Below are 23410 nucleotides of genomic sequence, written 5' to 3'. Positions count from 1 at the left end.
CTTAGATGTTTCAGTTCCCCTGGTCTGCCTCTACATACCCTATGTATTCAGGTATGAGTAACTGCGAATTACCACAGCTGGGTTTCCCCATTCGGACACCCCCGGATCAAAGCTTGCTTACAGCTCCCCGAGGCAGTTTCGTTGTTCGCCACGTCCTTCGTCGGCTCCTGGCGCCTAGGCATCCTCCGTGTGCTCTTATTAGCTTAACCGCAATTTTCTCCGCAGGAGAAATATTGAACATTGCTGTTCTTTACTTTCCTACCAGATCAATTGTATCAACTAATAACTATTTCAACTTGTTTACACAAGTTTCAGCTAAAAGATGTTCTAAAACGCATTTTCGTTTCGGTATCCAGTTTTCAACCCTTGCGGGTTACCCCACCGACTTCGGGTGTTGTAAACTCTCGTGGTGTGACGGGCGGTGTGTACAAGACCCGGGAACGTATTCACCGCGGCATGCTGATCCGCGATTACTAGCAATTCCGACTTCATGCAGGCGAGTTGCAGCCTGCAATCCGAACTGAGACCGGCTTTGCTGGGATTGGCTCCACCTCGCGGCTTCGCTTCCCGTTGTACCGGCCATTGTAGTACGTGTGTAGCCCAGGTCATAAGGGGCATGATGATTTGACGTCATCCCCACCTTCCTCCGGTTTGTCACCGGCAGTCACTCTAGAGTGCCCAGCCTTACCTGCTGGCAACTAAAGTCAAGGGTTGCGCTCGTTGCGGGACTTAACCCAACATCTCACGACACGAGCTGACGACAACCATGCACCACCTGTCTCAACTTTCCCCGAAGGGCACCTGATGCATCTCTGCTTCGTTAGTTGGATGTCAAGACCTGGTAAGGTTCTTCGCGTTGCTTCGAATTAAACCACATACTCCACTGCTTGTGCGGGTCCCCGTCAATTCCTTTGAGTTTCAGTCTTGCGACCGTACTCCCCAGGCGGAGTGCTTACTGTGTTAACTTCGGCACCAAGGGTATCGAAACCCCTAACACCTAGCACTCATCGTTTACGGCGTGGACTACCAGGGTATCTAATCCTGTTTGCTCCCCACGCTTTCGCGCCTCAGCGTCAGTTACAGCCCAGAAAGTCGCCTTCGCCACTGGTGTTCCTCCACATATCTACGCATTTCACCGCTACACGTGGAATTCCACTTTCCTCTTCTGTACTCAAGCCACCCAGTTTCCAGTGCGACCTCAGGTTGAGCCCAAGGTTTAAACACCAGACTTAAATAGCCGCCTGCGCGCGCTTTACGCCCAATAATTCCGGACAACGCTTGCCCCCTACGTATTACCGCGGCTGCTGGCACGTAGTTAGCCGGGGCTTTCTTCTCAGGTACCGTCACTCCGGTAGCAGTTACTCTACCGGACGTTCTTCCCTGGCAATTTCGCCCATTGCGGAAGATTCCCTACTGCTGCCTCCCGTAGGAGTCTGGGCCGTGTCTCAGTCCCAGTGTGGCCGTTCACCCTCTCAGGTCGGCTACGCATCGTCGCCTTGGTAGGCCGTTACCCCACCAACTAGCTAATGCGCCGCAGGCCCATCCTCTAGTAGCAGATTGCTCCGCCTTTCATCCCTCGCCCAGGAGGGTGAAGGAATTATCCGGTATTAGCTACCGTTTCCGGTAGTTATCCCAGTCTAGAGGGTAGGTTGCCTACGTGTTACTCACCCGTCCGCCGCTAAGCTTCCCCCCGAAGGATAAGCTCCGCTCGACTTGCATGTATTAGGCACGCCGCCAGCGTTCGTCCTGAGCCAGGATCAAACTCTCCAAATTGGTATTTAGAAAGAGCGATTGCTCATTTTGAAACTGACGATTCATTAAATGAATCTAATAAAAATCAACGCGTTCCATTTGTTCAGTTTTCAAAGAACTTGCTCCTAACATCTCAACACTTCGTGTCAAGCGCAGGAATTAGATCATATCATGTTTCTTTGTTTCTTGTCAACTTATTTCTTCTTCGCTCTTTCAATCAGCGTCGATGTCTCATAAGCACAAGAGATAATATATCATGCCGTCCTAATGTTTGCAAGCTTTTTTTATAAATAAATGAGGTGGCGTATAATTCGCATGGATAGGGCAAAAATTGATTTCCATAGTGCAATACTTACGGCTACAATGAAGCTAAATGAAAATCAGCAATAACCAATATACATAACCAGCCCGAAAGGAGATCCAATGAACGACAATTCCATACCAGCCTCCCCACCAGTAATTAATGAAAAGCAGCAACCCCACCTGCAGCAGGCTACCATATACCGTATTTTATTAGCAGTCAGCTTTGTTCATTTATTTAATGACTCCATTCAAGCGCTCATTCCAGCAATGTTTCCTATCCTTAAGAACAATATGTTGCTATCTTACGCTCAAGTGGGATGGATCGCTTTCGCCCTCAATATCACATCTTCTGTGATTCAACCCGTTATCGGCTATGCTGCTGACCGTAAACCACGCCCAATATTGCTTCCGTTAGGGATGTGTTGCACCTTCGCCGGTGTATTTATGCTGGCTTTTGCAGGGAATTATGTATTGGTGATATTTTCAGTGATGCTCGTCGGATTCGGTTCCGCAGCGTTTCACCCGGAAGGCATGCGTGTAGCTCATATGGCTGCGGGACAGCGGAAGGGATTATCACAATCCATCTTTCAGGTTGGCGGCAACGCCGGACAGTCTTTGGGTCCGCTTTTGATGAAATGGGTATTCATTCCTTTCGGGCAGATGGTACCGGAAAATGCTGGATGATGGATACACCTTCCGTAAAAAGTCAGCTGCACGCACTATAGATCCTGCACGCAGCAAAAGTATTTTAACTGCCACGATCATTCTAGTCTTCCTTGTATTTGTCCGTTCCTGGTACGGCGCGTCTATCGGCGGTTACTATGCCTTCTACTTAATGAAGAACTATGGAATGACCATTGATCATGCTCAAATTTATATTTTTATGTACTTGGCTGCCGGTGCGGTTGGTACATTCTTTGGGGGGCCGCTTGCTGACCGCTTTGGACGGCGCAATCTGATCCTGATCTCTATGGTGGGAACTGTCCCTTTTGCACTGGCGCTTCCTTTTGTAAGTCAATCCTGGGCGCTTGTTCTGCTGGTCATCTCCGGTTTCATCCTGTTATCCAGCTTCTCCGTGACCGTAATTTATGCACAAATGCTGTATCCGGGAAATATCGGGACGGTCTCAGGACTGATCACCGGACTTGCTTTTGGACTAGGTGGTATTGGTTCAGTTGTCATTGGTGCGCTCATTGACCGGATCGGTATCGGGACTGTATTTGTAGCTTGTGGGTTCCTGCCTCTACTAGGCCTGCTTGCGCTGCTGCTCCCCGGGGATCAAAAACTGGAGGAATGGGCTTCAGAGTAATAAACAACAAGTTGTGCGTTTCTCATACTATTGTGATGAGTCCATCCTTCTCCCTTATTGAGAATGATGGGCTTTTTGATTGCGCATGGACAAGCCTCCCTAAAGAGAATTATTCATTCACTGAGTTATGCGTTACAATTAGTTAAAAGTTGAATGATTCACCACCGATCACGGGTTAGAGGAGGGACATCATTGAAAAAAGCACTGGCGGGGCTCCGTAAGGGGTATGGCAAAAAGCTTGTTTCCATTCACATGTGGAATGCATGGCTGGTATTGATTCTGGCCGTGAGCGGATTGATGCTGCTTGGCGGTTTCTGGCGGGAGTTGCTTGGTGAGGGTCGGGTGTGGCTGAAGTGGGCTCATATCGCTTTTGGGCTGGTACTCCTTGTTCCGGTCATCTACTATTTGCTGCTTGCAGCCAAGCATTGGAAAAGACTGAACGGGAAAAGTTCGCAAAAAGCCAATGTCGTTTTTGTGATGGCTATGTTGATCGGCTGGATCTTATCCGGGATTGTCCTCTGGCAGTTCGGGCTTGCCGGACCGAGAGCGGCCAATATGGCGCTGTTTATTCATGATCTTCTCACCTGGGTGGGGCTTCCGGTCATTATCTATCACTCCATTACCAGGGTCAAATGGCTGAAAGAGCCCAAGAAGCGCTCCATTGTAGCGGAAATGACACCGGAAAGTGAATCCCTGAATGATAGAGTTAAACAGAAGCCGGCAGCTGTAAACGGACCTCAACCAGTATATACACGGCGGGGTTTTATTAAGGTGGCTGTCGGAGCAGGCCTCGCTATAACGCTCGGTCCAACCTTTGTACGTTGGATCGGCAAATCATTACAGCTCCCTGGAGCTGCCGAATATGCTGCAAGTAATGCCAATGCCCTGATTCCTGATCCTGTGCCGCTGGCGGATTCCGCGCCACCCATTGGAGGCGGAGCAGAAGGCAGCTTTCGGGTCTACACCGTAACTGATATCCCATCCTTCGATAACAGCAATTGGTCTTTTACGATCGATGGCCTGGTTGACAAGAAGTCCACTTGGAATTGGGATGAATTCGTCAAGCTGCAGCGTGAGGTGCAGGTCAGCGATTTTCACTGCGTCACTGGCTGGTCGGTCTATAAAAACACCTGGGAGGGCCTCCCGCTCGCAAAGCTGCTTGACATGGCCGGAGTGCAGGATCAGGCAGTAACGGTAAAATTCTATTCCGGTGATGGTGTCTATACCGATTCGCTGACTCTGGACCAAGCACGGATGAAGGATGTAATGGTTGCTGTGCTGCACGACGGCAAACCTATTCCGAACCAACTTGGAGGACCCGTACGTCTGGTGACTCCGCAAATGTATGCCTATAAATCAGTCAAGTGGCTAAACCGGATTGAGCTCATTGCAGAAGATCATGTCGGCTATTGGGAACAACGCGGATATGATAAGGATGCCTGGTTGCCTAGTGCGAAGCGGGTATAGACCTCTAACGCCCGGAGCCCGTATACGCCTTGTTCATCACGGCGGAAAATAAAGCAGCCGCCATCCCGCTGCCCGCGGTCATAAAGTTATCCTTGTCGGTATGGTCAAACCCCATCCATACAGCGGCTGTCCAAGCAGGGGTGTACCCGACGAACCAAAGGTCCCGGTTGGCCTTGCCGGTGACGCCTGGCAGATCAGCCTGGGTCGTTCCGGTCTTCCCGGCTACCGGGATGTTCATCCGTGCTTTTACACCTGTTCCTTTGTTCACTACGCCACGAAGCATTGCAGTCATGTTCGCGGCAGTGAGCGGTGAGACAACCTGCTTTCTTTTAGGTGCATACCTGTACAACATTTTACCCTGCGTATCTGAAATGCTCCTAATGGTATGGGCATCGTTAAAGGTTCCACCGCTTGCGAATACACTGTATGCCTGTGCCATTTTGAGAGGGGAGACACCGGTATGCAGCCCACCAAGCGCAATTGACAGATTGTTATCTTCCTGCGGCAGCACTATACCGAGCTTGGCTGCGAATGCACGGGCGTTCTCAACCCCCACCTGCTTCAACAGCCAGACTGCCGGAGCATTAATAGATTGCTGTAGTGCCTGACCCATGCTTACCTGCCCCCGGTATATGCCATTATGATTATCAGGGCTGTAACTCCCATATCTCTGTTTCCGGTCAAGGAGAAGACTGTCCGGCATAAATTTCCCGCTCTCAAGCGCCGGACCGTAATCAATTACCGGCTTAAACGCGGAGCCCGGCTGACGTGCATCAATAATTGCCCGATTAATGCTGCCTATGCTTGGATTACGTCCTCCGGTTAACGCCACTACCTCTCCATTATCATGGTTGATTATAACCATGGCTGCCTCCACTTGCTGCGTTTTCCCATCGGAGGGGAAGAAATCAGAATTGCGGAAAGTCTCTTCCAGCGCCAGCTGGGCAACGGGGTTCATTCCCGTCACAATCGTGTAGCCGCCTGTCTGCAGTTCTGTCTCCGTCTTCCCGGTCAGCCGGGAGGCTTCTTTAAGCACGGTATTAATGTAGGAAGCCCCTGTACCAGTAGAATACGCCTTTGTACCCGCTTCAGGCCTAATCTCCTGCTTCGCAGCAGCCACCATTTCCTCATGGGTAATCAATCCCTGCTGCTCCATGATCCGCAGTACAAGCTTTCTCCTCTCCACAGGCCGCTCCCCCGCCGACTCAGGATTGTAAACAGAGGGGCCTTTTGGAATAGCCGCCAAAGCAGCAATTTGCCAGATTTCCAACTCCTTCATATGCGTTTTGCTGAAATAATGCTCGGCTGCCGCCTTCACTCCATATTGTCCTTGGCCCATATAGATTTGGTTAAGGTAGAGCTGCAGTATCTCCTCTTTCGACAGCCGTTTCTCCAAAGCTATAGCAAGGGAAGCTTCATTCAGCTTACGCAACAGATTTTTGTCTCTGTTCAGATATAGATTGCGGGCGAGTTGCTGAGTGATGCTGCTGCCTCCCTCCGAATGGTCCAGATACACCGCATTGTGCAATGCAGCCCGCAGAATCCCTGTATAATCCAGGCCCTGATGACTGTAATAGCGTCGGTCTTCGACCGCCAAAAAGGTCTTAATTAGCAGTTCAGGCATCTCTTCCAGACGGGCCGACATCCTGTATCCTGATTCCGGCAATGGAATTCTGCGCAGCACGGTCCCATCGGAGGCAAGAATTATACTCGATTCCGCCAAATTCAACTTCTCTGGATGACGGTCTAATACAACATCCCCGTATAGATGAACGTAGACTATAAGGGCCACCAGTAATAGGGCACAGGCTACCCCGATGTCAAAAGCAGTATAAAAAATGCGCAGCAGTTTTCGCCTTGCCCTAGCATCCAAACGGCTCATGAGCGGACCATCAGGTTCTCCATGAACCTCTCCATACCCTTTGCCTCGCGTTTTGCCGCCTCTACCTGCAATATCTGAATCCGCTCCCCTTCTTCAGTGGACGCTTCATTCAGCAATCGCATCAACGTTCTTGTTCTTAAAATCATTGCCATAAGCGCTTCATTGCCCAAAACCGGATCAGCCGAATTCTTCAGATTGTAAGCGCAAGGACCTTGGTCCGCTGCTTTTAACGGCCTGTTGATTTTATGTAAATGTTCGGCCAATTGGCCCAGTTCACCACCGCTGACCACCTTCAGCTCCCGGAAGGAACCAAAGGTAGACAATTCTTCGGAGGCCTGCAGCAGACTTTTGAGATCATCGGATATTTTTTGCGACCGAAGCAGAAAGATTACGGTGAAAACCGCCGTAAACATCAGGACGGCGAGTGGTATGCGGCCGATATGATTGATCAGCCAGCGCAGGATGCGGACCCAATAGACCGCGGAAGCTGCAGTGTAGCGTGAATACAGCAATGCAGCCAAGGAGTATACAACAGCAAGAGAAATACCGCTGAGCAGCGCAGTTCCCCCAAAAATGTACAGATAGCCGGAGCGTACCGTTTTGAATCCTTTCAAGTTCTATCCCTCCAGTCACACAGGTGATAATCACCTCATGTCACACAGGATAACGGCTATTTCTTAAGATGCACCCGGCAAAGTTCTGAAGATTTTCTTAAGAAGGGTTCCGAGACAGCGGATACCGTGTGATAAAATCCGTCCGGTACATATCGCTTACAGCCGAGATTACTCCCTGATGACGTTCAACAATACCCTTCGCAATTGCCAAGCCCAGGCCCGAGCCACCGGTGTATTGAGAACGGGAGCGTTCAGCCCGGTAAAAGCGTTCGAAAATATGCGGGAGATCTCTTTCCGCGATCCGTTCACCAAAGTTACTGATCCGCACCACAGCTTCATCGCCCTCTCGGGCCAGACCGATCTCTATCCTTTTACCATCCCGTCCATATCTGATCGCATTCGCAATCAGATTCTCATAGGCGCGCAGCAATTCATAAGGAGCTGCATCGATCCACAAGGATTCAGTCTCATCCACCATCTGGTAGGTCATCCCTGCCCGAGTAAGCTCCGGAACCGCCTCTTCTGCCAACTGGCGCATAAAGGCTTTTAAATCCAGACGTTCTGGTACGAGTGGCAGTCCTCCGTTGTTAACACGTGTATATTCAAACAAATCATCAATGAGTTTTCGCAGTACCTGTGCTTTCTGATAGGCGATGTCTACATAATAGCGCAATTCGGTTTCTTCCCGGCATCGGTCCTGCTCGATATATTCAAGATAGCCGAGTATTGAAGTCAGCGGGGTGCGCAAATCATGGGATACACCTGTAATGAGCTCATTTTTGGCTTCGACAGCCTTGCGTTCTTCCAGAAGGGATTGCTGCAGCCGTTCAGACATGATATTGATGTTCTCGGCCAGCATCCCCAGCTCATCCGCAGTTCTAATCTCAATCCGATGTGATTCTCCAAGCTTTGTAATTTGCTGGATACCGCGCGTGATTTCCTCCAGATATGAGACTATTTTTCGTGTGAAGATAAAAAAGAAGAACAAAAAGCTGAGAATTCCTGCAGCAGTCATCACAGGTACGGAACCAATATGATTAATGACCCATCTCAGTAACTGTGAATACGCCGCCGACGGGGGAGAAGGGTTCAAATAGAGCAGGGCATTCACCAACCGGTATCCACCCAGCAGTAGAATAGCACCAGATAAAACGCTCAACATAAATGCCCAGATAAATTTCCAACGGATTGTACTTATATATTTCGCATTCAACGTCTCTCACCTCAAGCTTTCAGGACGGCCCGTCCAGTTTGTATCCGATCCCCCACACGGTTTGTATGTAACGAGGGTGCTTAGGATCCAGTTCAATTTTTTCACGGATATTACGAATATGCACCATCACTGTATTGCCGCCATCCAGAAATGGATCAGGCCAGATATTCGTATAAATCTGCTCCATACTGAGCACCTGCCCTTGATGCTTTGCCAGGAGTTCCAATATAGAAAATTCCCGGGGTGTCAGCTTCACCTTCCGGTTATCTACACTGACTTCATGCTTAGCAATATCTATAACCAAATCTTCGAAAATGAGTTCATTCTCGCTGCCCCTTGCCGGAGCATCCTTGTTGAATCGATGGTAGCGGCGTAATTGTGATTTAGCCCGTGCCACGATCTCCAGCGGATTGAACGGCTTTCCGACATAATCATCAGCCCCTATGCTCAGCCCGAGAATTTTGTCCATATCCGTATTTTTGGCAGAGAGCATAATAATCGGCATGTTCTTCTCCTCCCGGATTTTCATACAAGCCGCAATTCCGTCCAATCTGGGCATCATTACATCCATAATAACTAGATCTACTGTTTCTTCTCTGAGATGTTTCAGTGCCTCCACTCCGTCAAAGGCTTTAAGCAGCCGGTATCCCTCATTCCGGAAATAAATGTCAAGCAGCTCTACAATTTCTTTCTCATCATCCACAAGCAGGATCGTTTCTTGTATCACAGGCAAGTATCCTTTCTAATCCATAAATAGCCTTTTCTCTATTTTATATTATAAACGGATATGGCAAAAAGCCCTGTATTCGATGTTATCGAACCAGGACTTTGTGAATGCATCTGTTCTGTTGTCTGCGTCTAACTCTCCAATAGCCGAAGCAGCTCTTCCTCATCCTCGATCACTTGAATACCCAGCTGCTGGGCCTTGGCCAGCTTGCTGCCTGCTTTTTCACCGGCGATAACGAGATCGGTTTTTTTGGAGACACTACCGGATACCTTGGCGCCTAGCGCCTCCAGACGCTCTGCTGCTTCTTCCCGGGTAAGCTTCTGCAGCGAGCCTGTGAGTACTACTGTTTTGCCGCTGAAGAAAGAATTGGTATTCACTTGGCGTGGAGCCTCAGGCGCCTTCGCTTCTACACCGAGTGTAAGCATACGGTTAATACTGGTTACTACAAAGGGATCCGCGAAAAAGCTCACAATGCTCTCGGCTACAATGCCTCCAATGTCAGGAAGTCCTGACAACTCCTCGGCGGTAGCATTCATGACTGCTTCCAGGCTGCGGTAGTGATCAGCCAGCATCTTGGTGGTTGCTTTGCCAGTGTTCGGAATCCCCAGAGCAAACAGGAAAGACGCAAGGTCCCGTCCTTTGCTCTCCTCCAGCGCCTTAAGAAGGTTATCGGCTTTCTTCTCCCCAAAACGTTCCAGTTTCACAAGCTGCTCAAAGGTCAACTCATATAGGTCAGCTGGTTCCCGCACATTCAGTTCCTCATGCAGCTGCCCGGCCGTCTTGTCACTGAAAGTCTCGATATCCATTGCGTCCCGGGAAGCAAAATGGGTAATACGCCCGATGATCTGCGGCTTACAATTCAGCTTGTTGTTGCAAAAGAGGTGCGCGCCGCGCATTTCCAGCGGGAAACCGCAGGCCGGACAATCCTCAGGGAAGGTAATCTCCCCGCCGTCACTCTCTTCGGTTACCTTACCAAGAATCTCGGGAATGACATCATTCGAGCGGCGGATGAACACACGTGTACCCAAGGCGTGCTTGAGATTCTTGCGTTCAATATCACCAACGTTGTTCAAGGTGCAGTTCTGGACAGTTACTCCTGCCAGCTCCACTGCTTCTACCCGTGCCAGCGGGGTGACCTTGCCGGTACGGCCCACGTTCCAGCTGACCGACTCCAGGATCGTTGTGGTTTCTTCCGCCTCGAACTTATAAGCCACTGCCCAGCGTGGGAATTTATCGGTGTACCCGAGTACCTCGCGGATACGGAAATCAGTTACCTTGATAACCGCGCCGTCAATTAGATAGTCTAGACCGGAACGGCTCTCTTCAATTTCTGCCAGTTGTTCGGTAACATCGTCAAAATGATCAAAATAGGTAAGGTATGGGTTGACCTTAAAACGGTTGTTCCTCAGAAAATCCATCATTTCCTGATGGTCTGTGAACTGTACACCCTCCGCATAGCCTACATTATAGAAGTAAGCGTTCAGCCGGCGGTCGGCGGTCGTCTTAGGGTTGAGGTTACGCAGCGCTCCCGCTGCCCCGTTACGTGCATTTTTGAGCGGCTCAGCGGCCCTTGTATTATAGTCAGCCAGCACAGAAAGATTCATAATCCCTTCGCCCTGCACTTCAATGAGACCTTCCTTAAATGGAATCGTCAACGGGACCGATTTGATGGTTTTTACCTGGGCAAGAATGCCTTCTCCGGTCACACCATTGCCGCGTGTGGCTGCCTGTACCAGCACCCCGTCACGATAGGTCAGATTAAGCGTTAAGCCGTCAAACTTCAGTTCTACCGCATAGCAGGGCGCAGGAAGAGGGGTTTCAGGGTTCTTGGCGTTATAATCATTCACCAGTTTCAGCACCCGCGTATTCCAGCTGCGAAGCTGTTCGATATTCTGCGCCTTATCCAGACTCCATAGGGGTGCCAGATGCCTGTGGGGTGTGAACCCTTTGAGCAGTTCTCCCCCCACACGCTGAGTAGGAGAATGAGGCAGCACGATGCCACTCTCTGCTTCAAGGGCTACAAGCTTATCGTAAAGAACATCATACTCTTTGTCGCTGATCTGCGGCGCATCCAGAGTATAGTAATGATAGTTATATTGATTCAGCTCAGCTACGAGCTCCTCCATAGTGTGCATAGCATCCATCGGGGGACATCCCTCCATCAAATTGTTTCGTACGGTTAGCGTGGTCCAAAAACACATTCGTTAATCGCAGCCGAATTATTCGACTTTGGTGATCGGCGCAAAGCCGGCCAGAAGCCGCTTCACACCCACCGGCGCCGGAAAAGCAATCTGCAGCTCCGTATCGTTGCCGCTACCCTTCACCGACACAACGGTACCGATGCCCCATTTGCCATGAGAGACCTTGTCGCCGGCCTTGAATTCGCCGGGCGCCGAAGCCCCCGGAGCGCGCTGCGCCCCCCCGGAGGTCACGGTCACGCGGCTTGTACCGGTCGCCGCGGACGCTGTGCTGCCGCCGAAGCCGGCGTTCCCGCCTCCTGCCGGCGCATTCCCGGCAGCACCGCCGCGGCTGCCGAAGTTCCCCCGGCTGCCTCCGCCAAAGCCGCGGCCGCCATAAGCACCGCCAACCTCTGCGCCGCGCCGGAAGCGGTCCGAAGCCCCTCCCGTATCTTCCTTCAGCTCCTCCGGAATCTCCTCCAGGAAGCGCGACGGCGCATTGGCCGTCGTCCGGCCGAACAGCGTGCGCATCCGTGCACAGCTGAGGAACAGCTGCTTCTCCGCACGGGTGATCCCTACATACGCCAGACGCCGCTCTTCTTCCAGTTCGTCATTGTCCTGGAAGGCACGGCTGTGCGGGAATACGCCCTCTTCCATCCCGATAATAAAGACAGTCGGGAACTCCAGGCCCTTGGCGCTGTGCATAGTCATCAGCACTACAGCGTCACTGCGTTCCTCCTCATCGTTCACGCTGTCAATGTCTGCGATCAGCGCCAGGTCAGTAAGGAAGGATACCAGTGACTTATCTTCATTATTTTTCTCAAATTCCATGGTTACGGACAGGAATTCGTCGATATTTTCCAGACGGGAGCGGGATTCAAGGGTATTCTCATTCTGCAGCTCCAGACGGTACTGCGATAGCTCCAGAATCTTCTCCGTCAGCTCCGTCACCGACAGGAATTCCACCATCCGGTGCAGCGCTTCGATCATATCGTAAAACTCTACCAGTGTATTGCGCGTCCGTCCGGCGAAGCCGAGATCATCCACCGTCTGCAGCGCCCGGAAGATAGAGACACCTTGAGATGCAGCGGCGGCAGCGAGCTTGCCCACCGTCGTATCCCCCAGGCCCCGCTTCGGAACATTGATAATCCGTGTTAGGCTGATATCGTCATCGGGATTGGACAACAACCGCAGATAGGCCAGCAGATCCTTAATTTCTTTGCGGTCATAGAACTTGATCCCCCCGACAATCTGATAGGGAATATCCGATTTGATCAGAATTTCTTCTATTACGCGTGATTGCGCATTCGTACGGTACAGGATCGCATGATTCTGATACGCCTGTCCCTCCTTGACATTTTTGCTGATTTCTCCCGTGACAAAATAGCCTTCGTCATGCTCGGAGTCGCCGCGGAACACTTTGATCTTCGCGCCTTCCGCAGAATCCGTCCACAGCTTCTTGGGCTTGCGTCCCGTATTCAGCGCAATTACGCCATTGGCCGCATTCAGAATGTTCGAGGTAGAGCGGTAGTTCTGTTCCAGCATAATCGTCTTGGCTTCGGGATAGTCCTCCTCAAAATTCAGGATATTCGTAATATCCGCCCCACGCCAGCGGTAAATCGACTGGTCACTGTCGCCGACGACGCAAATGCGGTGATGGCTGTCCGCCAGCATCCGGCAGAGCATATACTGCGCCCTATTCGTATCCTGATACTCATCGACATGGATATACTTGAATTTCTTCTGGTAGAAATCCAGCACCTCCGGCACTTCCTTGAACAATTCGATCGTCTTCATAATCAGATCATCGAAGTCCAGCGAGTTATTGGCTCTCAGGCGCTTCTGGTACATGGTGTACACCTTGGCCACGAGACCTTCCAAATAATCGCCGATTTTCTGCTCATATTGTGCCGGTGTGATGAGTTCATTCTTAGCGGTGCTGATCATCGACTGGACAGCCTTGGGCTCGAACTTCTTCGTGTCGATATTCAAATCCTTCATGCAATTGCGGATAACAGACAGCTGGTCGGTTGAATCCAGAATGGAAAAATTAGAGGTAAAACCAATCCGTTCAATATCCTTGCGCAGAATCCGCACACTCATCGAGTGAAAAGTGGAGACCCAAATATCCCGGCCTTCCGGCCCTACCAGCTTCGAGACACGTTCCTGCATCTCCCGGGCGGCCTTATTGGTAAAGGTAATCGCCAGAATCGCCCAAGGCGGCGCTTTACGGTTCGCAATCAGCCAGGCAATGCGGTGGGTAAGCACGCGCGTCTTGCCGCTTCCTGCTCCGGCCATAATGAGCAAAGGACCTTCCGTAGTTTCTACTGCCTGGCGCTGCGGAGGATTAAGCCGGCTTACGGCATCCTGTATGTTAACAAGTTGCATGTGTGACATGCTCCTTTCTGAATATCATAAATTAAGAAACCGTCTTCGCCGTTCTTCTATGTTATAAAGTCAATCTGCGGTGTTCTCTTAACCGCCTGTACAGTGAGTAGCGCCTGCTGCACATCCTGGTAGATGATATTGCCGACCACTACTGTATCACATAGGGCTGCAGCCTGTTCAGCTTCAGATTCACAGGTAATTCCGCCCCCATAAAAAAGCTGACTGTGCTCCACAGTCTCTCGTACGGTTCGCACCGTCCCCATATCGCCAAATGTACCGCTATATTCCAGATAAACGATTGGCAGGCTCATCAGCTTGTCCGCAATCTGCGCGTAAGCAGCCGCACCTTCTCCACTCAGCGAGCTGTCAGCTCCTGTAAGACGGGCCACGGAAGAGTCCCCGTTCAGCACAATATATCCTTCTGCAAGGAAGTGCTCCCACGGAATCAAGCTTCCATAACGCTCAATTGCCCGGCGGTGATGGCCCAATATCCAGTCTGGATCTGGACTGTTCAGCACCATTGGAATCAAATACAGATCAAAACCCGGCACAGCCGCCTCAAGATCTGAAACTTCAAGAGCACAAGGCAGTTCAAATTGACGCACTCTTGCCAGTAGTGCAGCCGTGTTCTCATAAGTAACCCCGGTAGAACCGCCGATTAGGATCGCGTCCGTTCCCGATAAACAAACTGCAGCCAGTTCAGCCTCTCCAAGCTCACGGTCCGGGTCCAGCTTAAACACATGCCGCCACAGCTGAATCGTTTGCGTTATTTCATTCATCTTCGTCCATCCTCATTATTCAACCGATTGATTAGGTGCGATTTACATGCTTGTTATTCATGCCAAAAACACTTCCGCTACCGCAAAAGCTGTATCTCTAGTCTATGCCAGCACTAAGGGGGGTGTCAATTTAAAGAGCGGAAAAATGCGAACATTTTTTCGCCTTTTTCCGCTCCTTAACGCAGTCCATTGAACTGCCTCAAATCTTCTTCAGCAACAAAGTCCGTATAGAACCCATCCACACCCATGCGAGACAGCTTCACAATCTCCGCTTCATCATTAAGGGTCTGCACATAGATACGGGCACCGGCCTTCTTCAGTTTTTTTACAAAGCTCTTGGTGACCCGGGTGGTTGGCAGCGTGATATCTACACCGCTCTCTTTTACAAAATCAATCACCTGCTCATTACTATCCTGCGATTGATAGAGGGTATACAGTACCTCAGGGAATACATGCACCTTATTGATTATATCCAGCATGTCCCGGCTGTAAATTTGCGGAACGATCCGTTCCAGAAGGGCAGGATCACGGCGTCCGGCAGCCTGGGTAAGCAGTGTAAATTGCTGTGTTACCAGTTCCGGCTTGATCTCCTTCGTATCCGTAACGATGAAGGCATCAGGGTAAGACTGCATGAGATCAAAAATTCTCTCCATATCCAGCGGTGAATAGATATTCAGAACAGGACTATCCATAAACTGGGCATAATCCAGCACGATGCCTTGTTTGGCAACAGGCAATACCGTTTGCTGGCGAGCAGCTTGCTCATATTATTCGTCCACTCGTGGCGGGCGACCAGTTGATCATCAGCCGTAAGGAGTAAATCGGCCTCGAAGACACGGCTTCCCTGCTCGTAATTAGCTGCAAAGGCTTCAACGGTGTTTGTATACGTATGGCCGTTTATTCCACCCATGGTGTGGGCAACAATACGGTGGGACGCAAAACCGGTTGCCGGCTCTTTACCCAGGTCACCCGGTGTAATCACTATCATAGAGATCAAAGCAAAGATCATAACGGCTGCGGCAATACCTTTTGTCTTTTTCATAGTTGTGGTTTCCTTTGCAACAGTTGGAGTAAAAAAAGAAGAAACGGAAATGTCTTCCTCAGCTTCAAGGATGGCACCCGTTTCTTTCAACAGATCAATCTATTTAGTGTTATAAGTTCAGTAAGCATTTTTGAAGCCGTTGCGAATGGTCTTGATAATAATGCGGATATCGAACAGCAGTGACCAATTCTCGATATAAAAAATATCATGCTTGATCCGATCCTCAATGGAGGTATCTCCACGGAGGCCGTTGCTCTGTGCCCAGCCGGTAATTCCCGGACGCACATGATGCTTGACCATATATTTCGGGATTTCCCCGCGGAACTGCTCTACAAAGAAGGGACGCTCCGGCCGCGGTCCTACCACACTCATCTGACCAAGTAACACGTTGAAAAATTGTGGCAGCTCATCCAGACTGGTCTTCCGGATAAAGGTTCCGAACCGGGTGCGTCGGGGATCAACCGGAGTACTCCAGCCTCTATCTTCCTCCCCATCCTGCTGCATCTTCATCGAACGGAACTTGTACATCATGAAATTGCGCCGGTTCAGTCCTACCCTTTCCTGTTTGAAAATAACCGGACCCGGGGAAGTTAGACGCACGCCGAGCGCCACAATGAGCAGCACTGGCGACATTACAATAATGGCGAACAGCGAGAAAAGGACATCAAAGGCACGTTTGGCCAGCTTGTTGCCAGTCATATCTAGCGGAATGTCACGCACATTAATCATTGGCATTCCGGCAAAGTTATCAAAGTACGGACGGGCTGGCAAATAATCGAAGAAATCGGGAATAATCAGCGTCCGTACTCCGGCCTTCTCGCAAGCGGCGATAATTGCCGGGTATTTAGAATGGGCATCCAGTGGAAGGGCAAGAATGACTTCGTCGACCGGCAGCATTTCCAGCATCCCGGGCAATTCATCCACTGTCCCCAAAATCGGCTTGTAGCGTTCCCCTTCAATACTATCCCATGTGTGGTAGTCATCCAGAAAGCCGATGGTCTCATACCCGAGCTCTGGGTACTGGACCAAGTTGTTGTAGAATCTTTTACCCAAAGTACCAGCCCCCAGAATCAGGACGAATTGACGGTTGAAGCCTTTTTCACGGAGGGACTTCAGCATCTTCTTCAGCACATAACGGTACAGCATGATGGACAGCACATTAAAACCCATATAGATCGCAAGGTATTGCCGGGATACGTCAATTTCCTTCAGAAAGAACATTAAGCCGAGCAGCATAAAGATGGCCATGATATGCACTTGAAAAATCTTAAGGAACTCGTCAACAAAACGTTTTTTGCGCTTCGGCTGATACAGCGACAGCACGATCCCAATCAGCACTGCTATCCCGCCGTAGATGAAACTCCAATACGCATAAGACTCCACCGGCAACGTCCGGTAAGACTCCAGCCAGCCACTTTTGAACTTGAGCCACCAGGCTGCCAGAAAGGCTATCTGGATCACCAGAAAGTCCGCAACGATATATAGCTGTGTCAAAAACCTTTGATTACGGCGTATCATAATCTCACCTCAGCATTCGATTCCGTTCTTGAACCTGATTCACTGGAGCCTGTAAGGGTCTGCGCTGGTGAAGGCACGGGACGGGGACGGATCAGAGCATTACGTACCAGCGAAAGCATGAACTTCACACCCACTCCGGCATAGACCGCTCCATTAATCATACTGTTGTACCGCTTGCTATAATGCTTACGGTGAAATAAAATCATCGCTCTATGAAACTCATAGACGATCTTGAACGGTCTGCGCCGCGCGCTGCCACCCTTCAGATGGACAATGGAGGTCTGCGGATAATAATAAATCCCCCACCCGGCCTCTTTGATCCGGAAGCACCAATCCAAATCCTCACCGTACATGAAAAAATCCTCGTCCAGCCCGCCTACCTGATCAATCGTCTTTCGTCTCAGCAACATAAACGCCCCGACCAGACAATCAACCGGATAGTCCTGATCAGGATCCAGATAACCTAATTGATAACCATTGAATCTAGGACGGTCCGGGAAAAGCTTGCTGAAGCCAAATGCATAATAGAAGGAAGCGGATGGAGTCGGAAACCCCCGCTTGCAGGCTTTATCCAACGAACCATCCGGCAAAATCACCTTGCAGCCCGAAGCTCCGAGATCCGGCCGGCTGTCCATAAAAGAGACCATTGTCTCCAGAGTATCCCTCCGCACAACCGTATCCGAATTCAGCAGCAGCACATACCGGCCTGAAGCGACTTCCATCCCCTGATTATTGGCACGGGCAAACCCGACATTCTCTGAATTGGCGATCAGCATCACACCGGGAAATTCCCGGCTGATCCTCTCTACCGAATCATCACGGGAGTTATTGTCTATTAGAATAATTTCATAGAAAAATTTAGTTTCCGAATCATACACCGACCTCAGACAATCCATCGTCAGGCGGCATGTGTTGTAATTAAGGACGATGATACTGACATCTACACTCAATGCATTACGCTCCTGACAAATATAGTAATCTATCGACAATCATTATAACACAAAAACCTCCTTGGTAGGCTCGGCCCGATTAGGAGGTTTTAGCAAATTGTACCACACATACAAAATGGACTGCTTGAATATATTGCAAGTTTCCCGCAGCTCTTCTATTTATCTTATCTCTCTTTATCTTCTCTCTCATCTGGTTTACTCGCTTCTCAATCTTTTAACTTTGGTTTGAATATACTTACGTTTTTCCTTGAGGTTCTTCCATTGTGCAAAAAAGGAGCTCCAGGCTTTGATCAGCTTCGGTTCCTTAAGCAGCATATACCCATGTGCCGTGATCTCGTAAGGTAAAGCATAGAGGAAAGTAGAAAACAGCTTGCGGGCGGGTTCGTTTTTATAGATCATTTTGTAACGGTTAATATAAGAGATTCTCCGGATGAACATTGGTTTGCTGTCACGTCCAGATGTTTTCCAGCCCCGTTCGTGGTGACCAACCGCTTCCGCATCATAATAGGCTAACCAGCCGAAGAGTCCAGCCCGCCAAGCCACATCCACATCTTCCTTATACGCAAAGAAATCCGCATCAAAAAACTCGCCGTCTATACTGATGTCCTCAATCATCCGTCGGGAATACATTGCAGCCGCTCCTGACACGCCAAACACCATCCCCGACTCCAGCCAGTTCGCTGCAGGCTCTCCCGCTCCACGATCGAACGCACGCCGCGCCCTGTTCATCCGCAGTCCCGTGCTGTCTACAAGAGAGTTATCCGCTTTTAGTAAAAGCTTGCCGGTCGCACTGCCAATCTGCGGGTTGGCCTCCATCTGCTTGATGAGTCTGGATACATAATCCGGCGCTAGCGTAAGATCCGGATTCAGAACCAGCACATAGTCTGTATTCGTGGCAGCAATAGCCTGGTTATGGGCGGGGGCGAAGCCGGTGTTGGTATGGTTCTCCAAAAGAATCAGTGAAGGAACTCTTGCCTCCCCCTTCAACGTGCCAACCACCCCTGCTTCCTGCTGTTGAGTTGGATGGGCCTCCGCTTCGAATGTATGATTGAACTCTTTCACCTTATCCTTGCAACCGTCCGCCGAAGCATTGTCTACTACCACAATCTGTTCAATGGGATAGTCCTGGGCAATAACTGCCATCAGACAATCCATAATGTCTTCTGCGCTGTTATAGGTAACAATATGTACGCTGACTGTTTTGTTGTTCATAATATTATTGATTTTCTTATTCATAAGAGTCCTCGAATCCTGATTTATATAACAGATAAGCAGGCTGACCCAGCTACACTCCATTATACCGAAAACAAGAATGGGGGGCTAAGAAAAAAACTCCCAAACCGCCGTTGCAGTTCAGGAATCTCCATCAATTTATTTTAGCTCCAGCAAAAAGTCCCTCAGCCCTTCACGCCATGGCCGTATATCCTGAAACCCGTTCGTGCGAATGGATAGATGCTCCATCACTGAATAGGCCGGACGTGGTGCTGGACGTGGAAATTGCTCGGTTGTGCAGGGTTCCAGCTTTGCAGTGAATTTCAACCCAAGGATATCCTCCGCTTCAGCGAAGATCGCCTGCGTGAACTCATACCAGGTACAGAACTCACTATTCGAGGCGTGATAGACACCATACTTCTCAGTCTGTATAAGCTCCAGCAAGAAGTTAGCCAGATCCACCGTATAGGTCGGTGAGCCCACTTGGTCGTGTACTACCTGTAGTAACGGTTTTTCCTGCCCCAGCTTGAGCATGGTTTTCACAAAGTTATTGCCATATTTGCCATATACCCAGGAAGTACGCACGATGAAGAACTTCGTGGATAGCGATTGCACCAGGATTTCTCCAGCCCGCTTAGATTTGCCATAGATGCTGTGCGGATCGGTATTATCATATTCGTGGTACGGCTGTGTCCCCATGCCATCAAAAACATAATCCGTGCTAATGCATACCATCTTCGCTCCAACCTTCTCCGCAGCAAGTGCTACGTTGCGGCTTCCAGTAGCATTAATTAAATAAGCGGCATCGATGTCAGTCTCAGCGGCATCTACCGCTGTATGCGCAGCACAATGAATGACAGCATCCGGTGCAAATCCGCCGATGATCTCCGAGCATTGATCCAGATCGGTAATGTCCATCTCCTGGCGGTCGCAGCCCAGAACCTCATGACCTTGCGCCTGCAACAGCAGCACTAAATCCTGACCTAACTGTCCAGCTGAGCCTGTAACAAGTACCTTCATCTTCGGCATTACAGAGAATCCTCCAGACGGCTGCCGTACTGGAGTGCGGCATATTTCTGGTATTCCCCGGATTGGATGCGGGTCCACCATTCCTGGTTATTCAGATACCACTGTATCGTTTCCTTAATTCCTGTCTCAAAGGTGTGCTTAGGCTGCCAGCCCAGATCTCTTGTGATTTTGGTAGGATCGATTCCGTAGCGGCGGTCATGGCCAGGACGGTCTTGAACATAAGTGATCAGTGAATCTGGTTTGCCCAGCTCCTGCAGCACAGTGTTTACAATATGAACATTCGTGCGTTCATTGTTACCGCCAATATTGTACACTTCGCCATTCACACCTTCATGAATGACCAGATCAATGGCACTGCAATGATCCTCAACATACAGCCAGTCGCGGATATTCATCCCATCGCCATATACCGGCAGTGCCTGATCCGCCAGTGCACGTGAAATCATTAGCGGGATGAGCTTTTCAGGGAATTGATATGGGCCATAGTTGTTGGAGCAGCGGGTGATATTTACCGGAAGTCCAAATGTCTCATGGTAAGCACGTACCAATAAATCCCCGCCCGCTTTACTTGCCGAGTAAGGGCTGTTTGGAGTCAGAGGCGTTTCTTCCGTAAATAGACCGGTTGCGCCGAGTGTTCCGTAAACTTCATCCGTGGAGACCTGAACGAACTTCGCAATACTATACTTTTTAGCCGCGTCCAGAAGCACTTGCGTACCCAGTACATTCGTCTTCACAAATACTTCCGGTTCCAGAATACTCCGGTCCACATGTGACTCCGCCGCAAAGTTGACCACAACGTCAACGCCTTGGCCAATCAGCGAATCCATCGCCGCCACATCAGTAATATCCGCCTTAACAAACGTATAGTTCGGATGGCCTTCCATGGATTTCAAATTCTCCAGATTGCCAGCGTATGTCAAAGCGTCAACATTGATGATCTTGTAATTCGGGTGCTGCTGCAGCATGTATATTACAAAATTGCTGCCGATAAATCCGGCTCCGCCGGTAACGAGCAGTTTCATGTGTGTACCCACCTTTTTCCTAAAAGTGATGATTTATGAGCCGTTTCCGTCCCGGAAGCGATTATTCACAATAAGTATTAATCAAAGTTCAGCTCCGCATCCTTTAATAACGGATGACGCTGGTCTTTATCCGACAGCACAGGAGCAGACGTCTGCCAATCAATGCCAAGCGCCGGATCACTCCATAATATGCCGCGGTCATTCTCAGGGGAATAATATTCGTCCACTTTGTATAAGACTTGGGTGTTTGGAACGAGTGTGCAGAAGCCATGGGCGAAGCCTTTTGGTACCAGCAGCTGACGCTTGTTATATTCACTGAGGATAACACCGACCCATTGGCCGAATGTTGGAGAGTTACGACGGATATCAACGATTACGTCATAAATAGCCCCGGTGAGCACACGAATCAGTTTCGTCTGTGCCTTGGGATTCAACTGGTAATGCAAGCCTCGGAGTACACCAACCTCTGCTGAGAGGGATTGATTGTCTTGAATAAAATTATAGTTCACACCGAGCTTGTGCATAATTTCTTCGTTGTAGCTCTCCATAAAAAAACCCCGGTTGTCACCATGGACCACCGGTTCGAGGATGGATGCCCCCTGCAACTTTAAAGATGTAGACTTCATTAGATACAGCTCCTCCCCAACTAAAGTTTCAATTTCCCGAATTCTTCACCAAACGTAAGTTCCTGAGCTAGACCATTAGCTCTAGCTAAAGAAGCATGTGTGCCTGCATCTGTCCACCAACCCTGAAGAACATCAAAACTCAACTCTTCACGATCAATATATGCATTGTTTACATCTGTGATTTCCAGTTCTCCTCGAGCGGAAGGAGTAATTGTTTTGATGATCTTAAACACTTCGTTGTCAAACATATATATACCAGTTACTGCATAATTGGACTTTGGATTACTTGGCTTCTCTTCAATAGAAAGAATACGATCACCCTGGATCTCTGGAACACCAAACCGGGAAGGATCATGAACTTCTTGTATTAGAATTTTCGCCCCCAACTTTTGCTCACGAAAATTATTAACGAAAGGTGAGATATCATCTTCAAATACATTATCTCCGAGAATTACGATCATCTGATCTTGTCCAACAAATTGCTCAGCCAAATCCAGTGCCTGAGCAATTCCCCCAGCTTCGTCCTGAACTTTGTAGGTAAAAGTGACCCCCATTTCTCTTCCGCTTCCCAATAGGTTCACAACATCACCCATATGCTCTTTACCTGTTACGATAAGAATATCTTTTACATCAGCCTGCTTTAGTTTGTGAACAGAGTGGAAAATCATTGGATACTTGCCTACGGGTAAAAGATGTTTATTAGTGACTTTGGTTAATGGGTACAGGCGTGAGCCAGTACCTCCTGCTAGAATAATCCCTTTCACAATACCCCTCCTGAATGCCCATTCATATCAGTTTTTGAAGTAAATGCCCAATATTTATTTAAGGCGAAATTCAATATAGGAACTACAACTATTGATATCAACTGACCTATCATATAATTCCAATTCAATATATTTTGAACTGTATAAATGATTGATAAATTAACGAGTAAGCCTGTTAATGAAACAGCAAGATACTTCAAGAAAAAATGTATATGAAATTTTTGTTTAAAGGTCAGAATACTATTTAAATAATAAGAAATAATTAATGACAAGAAGAAACCACAAGTTGAAGATAACAATGGATTGAAATCCGCCAGTTCAGTGAGTAGCCATAAAGTTCCCGTATGTGCTAATGTTCCTATACCCCCAACAAATACGTAACTTATAAATTGGTTAGATAAAAACCGATTTAACACCTTGTTTATCATAGTTTATATCTCAGTATCTGATTTTCTCTGTTTTTATTACGCATACTCTGAATCATACTAAGGTCCTTTCATGAATCTTGAATAATTGTAATCGAACACTATTCCCCATTTAGTTTATTATCTTCTAATTTTTTTATATCTCTCTTCATCATACCCACTTCCTGAGATACTTGTCTTACTTTATGAGATAAATTGGATAGAGATATGC

18 protein-coding genes, 2 rRNA genes and 1 pseudogene are annotated in these 23410 nt (G+C 49.1%); 2 read left to right on the top strand and 19 right to left on the bottom strand.

The genetic code is table 11. The annotated features are described in order from the left end of the window. Together A3849_RS28625 and A3849_RS28620 are read right to left on the bottom strand one after the other, a co-directional pair. Positions 1-209 (bottom strand): 23S ribosomal RNA (locus tag A3849_RS28625); the annotation flags it as partial. Between the two features lie 108 nt (positions 210-317). Beyond that, positions 318-1773: ribosomal RNA gene (locus A3849_RS28620) — 16S ribosomal RNA — on the bottom strand. Positions 1774-2175: 402 nt separating this feature from the next. Between A3849_RS28620 and A3849_RS28615 the strand changes: the two are divergent. Both A3849_RS28615 and A3849_RS28610 read left to right on the top strand, forming a co-directional pair. Next, positions 2176-3364, top strand: a pseudogene (locus tag A3849_RS28615) (MFS transporter). Positions 3365-3556: 192 nt separating this feature from the next. Further along, positions 3557-4831, top strand: coding sequence for a molybdopterin-dependent oxidoreductase (locus tag A3849_RS28610; protein WP_074114472.1), 1275 nt, complete (start codon positions 3557-3559; stop codon positions 4829-4831). A gap of 4 nt (positions 4832-4835) precedes the next feature. On the opposite strand, the gene A3849_RS28605 is transcribed toward A3849_RS28610, so the two are convergent. From A3849_RS28605 to A3849_RS28530, 17 genes are all read right to left on the bottom strand, one after another. Next, positions 4836-6713 (bottom strand): transglycosylase domain-containing protein, encoded by a 1878-nt coding sequence (locus A3849_RS28605; RefSeq protein WP_074114471.1) that lies wholly within the window; start codon positions 6711-6713, stop codon positions 4836-4838. After that, the gene (locus A3849_RS28600; RefSeq protein ID WP_074114470.1) at positions 6710-7327 is read right to left on the bottom strand and encodes a hypothetical protein; all 618 of its coding nucleotides are present in this window, start codon (positions 7325-7327) and stop codon (positions 6710-6712) included. Before A3849_RS28600 ends, A3849_RS28605 begins: the two co-directional genes overlap by 4 nt. Positions 7328-7424: 97 nt before the next feature. After that, entirely contained in the window at positions 7425-8540 is a 1116-nt protein-coding gene (locus tag A3849_RS28595) for a sensor histidine kinase (RefSeq protein ID WP_143191924.1), read from the bottom strand. 19 nt (positions 8541-8559) lie between these two features. Beyond that, positions 8560-9267, bottom strand: a complete 708-nt coding sequence (locus tag A3849_RS28590) for a response regulator transcription factor (protein WP_083607025.1) — start codon at positions 9265-9267, stop codon at positions 8560-8562. A 131-nt stretch (positions 9268-9398) separates the two neighbouring features. Further along, complete coding sequence (gene ligA, locus A3849_RS28585; protein WP_074114469.1) at positions 9399-11411, bottom strand: NAD-dependent DNA ligase LigA; 2013 nt, start codon at positions 11409-11411, stop codon at positions 9399-9401. A gap of 75 nt (positions 11412-11486) precedes the next feature. Then, entirely contained in the window at positions 11487-13832 is a 2346-nt protein-coding gene (gene pcrA, locus A3849_RS28580; protein ID WP_074114468.1) for a DNA helicase PcrA, read from the bottom strand. 56 nt (positions 13833-13888) lie between these two features. After that, the gene (gene pcrB, locus A3849_RS28575) at positions 13889-14602 is read right to left on the bottom strand and encodes a heptaprenylglyceryl phosphate synthase (RefSeq protein ID WP_143191925.1); all 714 of its coding nucleotides are present in this window, start codon (positions 14600-14602) and stop codon (positions 13889-13891) included. 185 nt (positions 14603-14787) lie between these two features. After that, positions 14788-15303, bottom strand: a complete 516-nt coding sequence (locus A3849_RS32225; RefSeq protein WP_083613710.1) for a glycerophosphodiester phosphodiesterase family protein — start codon at positions 15301-15303, stop codon at positions 14788-14790. Then, complete coding sequence (locus tag A3849_RS32220; protein WP_083613709.1) at positions 15285-15653, bottom strand: glycerophosphodiester phosphodiesterase family protein; 369 nt, start codon at positions 15651-15653, stop codon at positions 15285-15287. The genes A3849_RS32225 and A3849_RS32220 overlap by 19 nt, the downstream gene beginning before the upstream one ends. 117 nt (positions 15654-15770) lie before the next feature. Further along, positions 15771-17171, bottom strand: a complete 1401-nt coding sequence (locus tag A3849_RS28565) for an undecaprenyl-phosphate glucose phosphotransferase (protein ID WP_074114466.1) — start codon at positions 17169-17171, stop codon at positions 15771-15773. Next, positions 17168-18067 (bottom strand): glycosyltransferase family 2 protein, encoded by a 900-nt coding sequence (locus tag A3849_RS28560; RefSeq protein ID WP_372237813.1) that lies wholly within the window; start codon positions 18065-18067, stop codon positions 17168-17170. The genes A3849_RS28565 and A3849_RS28560 overlap by 4 nt, the downstream gene beginning before the upstream one ends. A 249-nt stretch (positions 18068-18316) precedes the next feature. Next, the gene (locus tag A3849_RS28555) at positions 18317-19357 is read right to left on the bottom strand and encodes a glycosyltransferase family 2 protein (protein ID WP_074114464.1); all 1041 of its coding nucleotides are present in this window, start codon (positions 19355-19357) and stop codon (positions 18317-18319) included. A gap of 135 nt (positions 19358-19492) precedes the next feature. After that, positions 19493-20353, bottom strand: a complete 861-nt coding sequence (gene rfbD / locus A3849_RS28550) for a dTDP-4-dehydrorhamnose reductase (RefSeq protein ID WP_074114473.1) — start codon at positions 20351-20353, stop codon at positions 19493-19495. 8 nt (positions 20354-20361) lie between these two features. Next, a complete protein-coding gene (gene rfbB / locus A3849_RS28545) occupies positions 20362-21384 on the bottom strand; it encodes a dTDP-glucose 4,6-dehydratase (RefSeq protein ID WP_074114463.1) in 1023 nt (340 codons plus the stop codon). Positions 21385-21461: 77 nt separating this feature from the next. Next, complete coding sequence (gene rfbC / locus A3849_RS28540) at positions 21462-22010, bottom strand: dTDP-4-dehydrorhamnose 3,5-epimerase (protein WP_074114462.1); 549 nt, start codon at positions 22008-22010, stop codon at positions 21462-21464. Positions 22011-22030: 20 nt separating this feature from the next. Then, a complete protein-coding gene (locus A3849_RS28535; RefSeq protein WP_074114461.1) occupies positions 22031-22774 on the bottom strand; it encodes a sugar phosphate nucleotidyltransferase in 744 nt (247 codons plus the stop codon). Beyond that, positions 22771-23202, bottom strand: a complete 432-nt coding sequence (locus A3849_RS28530; protein ID WP_074114460.1) for a GtrA family protein — start codon at positions 23200-23202, stop codon at positions 22771-22773. The genes A3849_RS28535 and A3849_RS28530 overlap by 4 nt, the downstream gene beginning before the upstream one ends. Positions 23203-23410: the final 208 nt, after the last annotated feature.

This window comes from Paenibacillus sp. P46E, from assembly GCF_001909095.1.
Classification (GTDB): Bacteria; Bacillota; Bacilli; order Paenibacillales; family Paenibacillaceae; genus Paenibacillus_AQ; species Paenibacillus_AQ helianthi.
This window is presented reverse-complemented; position numbering and strand designations above follow the sequence as displayed.

Excerpts from the sequence above, each read along its gene's own strand:
- A3849_RS28555 (WP_074114464.1), bottom strand. The coding sequence starts at position 19,357 with ATGAATAAGAAAATCAATAATATTATGAACAACAAAACAGTCAGCGTA.
- rfbB (WP_074114463.1), bottom strand. The coding sequence starts at position 21,384 with ATGAAACTGCTCGTTACCGGCGGAGCCGGATTTATCGGCAGCAATTTT.
- A3849_RS32225 (WP_083613710.1), bottom strand. The coding sequence starts at position 15,303 with ATGGATAGTCCTGTTCTGAATATCTATTCACCGCTGGATATGGAGAGA.
- A3849_RS28605 (WP_074114471.1), bottom strand. The coding sequence starts at position 6,713 with ATGAGCCGTTTGGATGCTAGGGCAAGGCGAAAACTGCTGCGCATTTTT.
- A3849_RS28530 (WP_074114460.1), bottom strand. The coding sequence starts at position 23,202 with ATGATAAACAAGGTGTTAAATCGGTTTTTATCTAACCAATTTATAAGT.
- rfbC (WP_074114462.1), bottom strand. The coding sequence starts at position 22,010 with ATGAAGTCTACATCTTTAAAGTTGCAGGGGGCATCCATCCTCGAACCG.
- ligA (WP_074114469.1), bottom strand. The coding sequence starts at position 11,411 with ATGGATGCTATGCACACTATGGAGGAGCTCGTAGCTGAGCTGAATCAA.
- rfbD (WP_074114473.1), bottom strand. The coding sequence starts at position 20,353 with ATGAAGGTACTTGTTACAGGCTCAGCTGGACAGTTAGGTCAGGATTTA.
- A3849_RS28565 (WP_074114466.1), bottom strand. The coding sequence starts at position 17,171 with ATGATACGCCGTAATCAAAGGTTTTTGACACAGCTATATATCGTTGCG.
- A3849_RS32220 (WP_083613709.1), bottom strand. The coding sequence starts at position 15,653 with ATGAAAAAGACAAAAGGTATTGCCGCAGCCGTTATGATCTTTGCTTTG.
- A3849_RS28560 (WP_372237813.1), bottom strand. The coding sequence starts at position 18,067 with ATGGATTGTCTGAGGTCGGTGTATGATTCGGAAACTAAATTTTTCTAT.
- pcrA (WP_074114468.1), bottom strand. The coding sequence starts at position 13,832 with ATGCAACTTGTTAACATACAGGATGCCGTAAGCCGGCTTAATCCTCCG.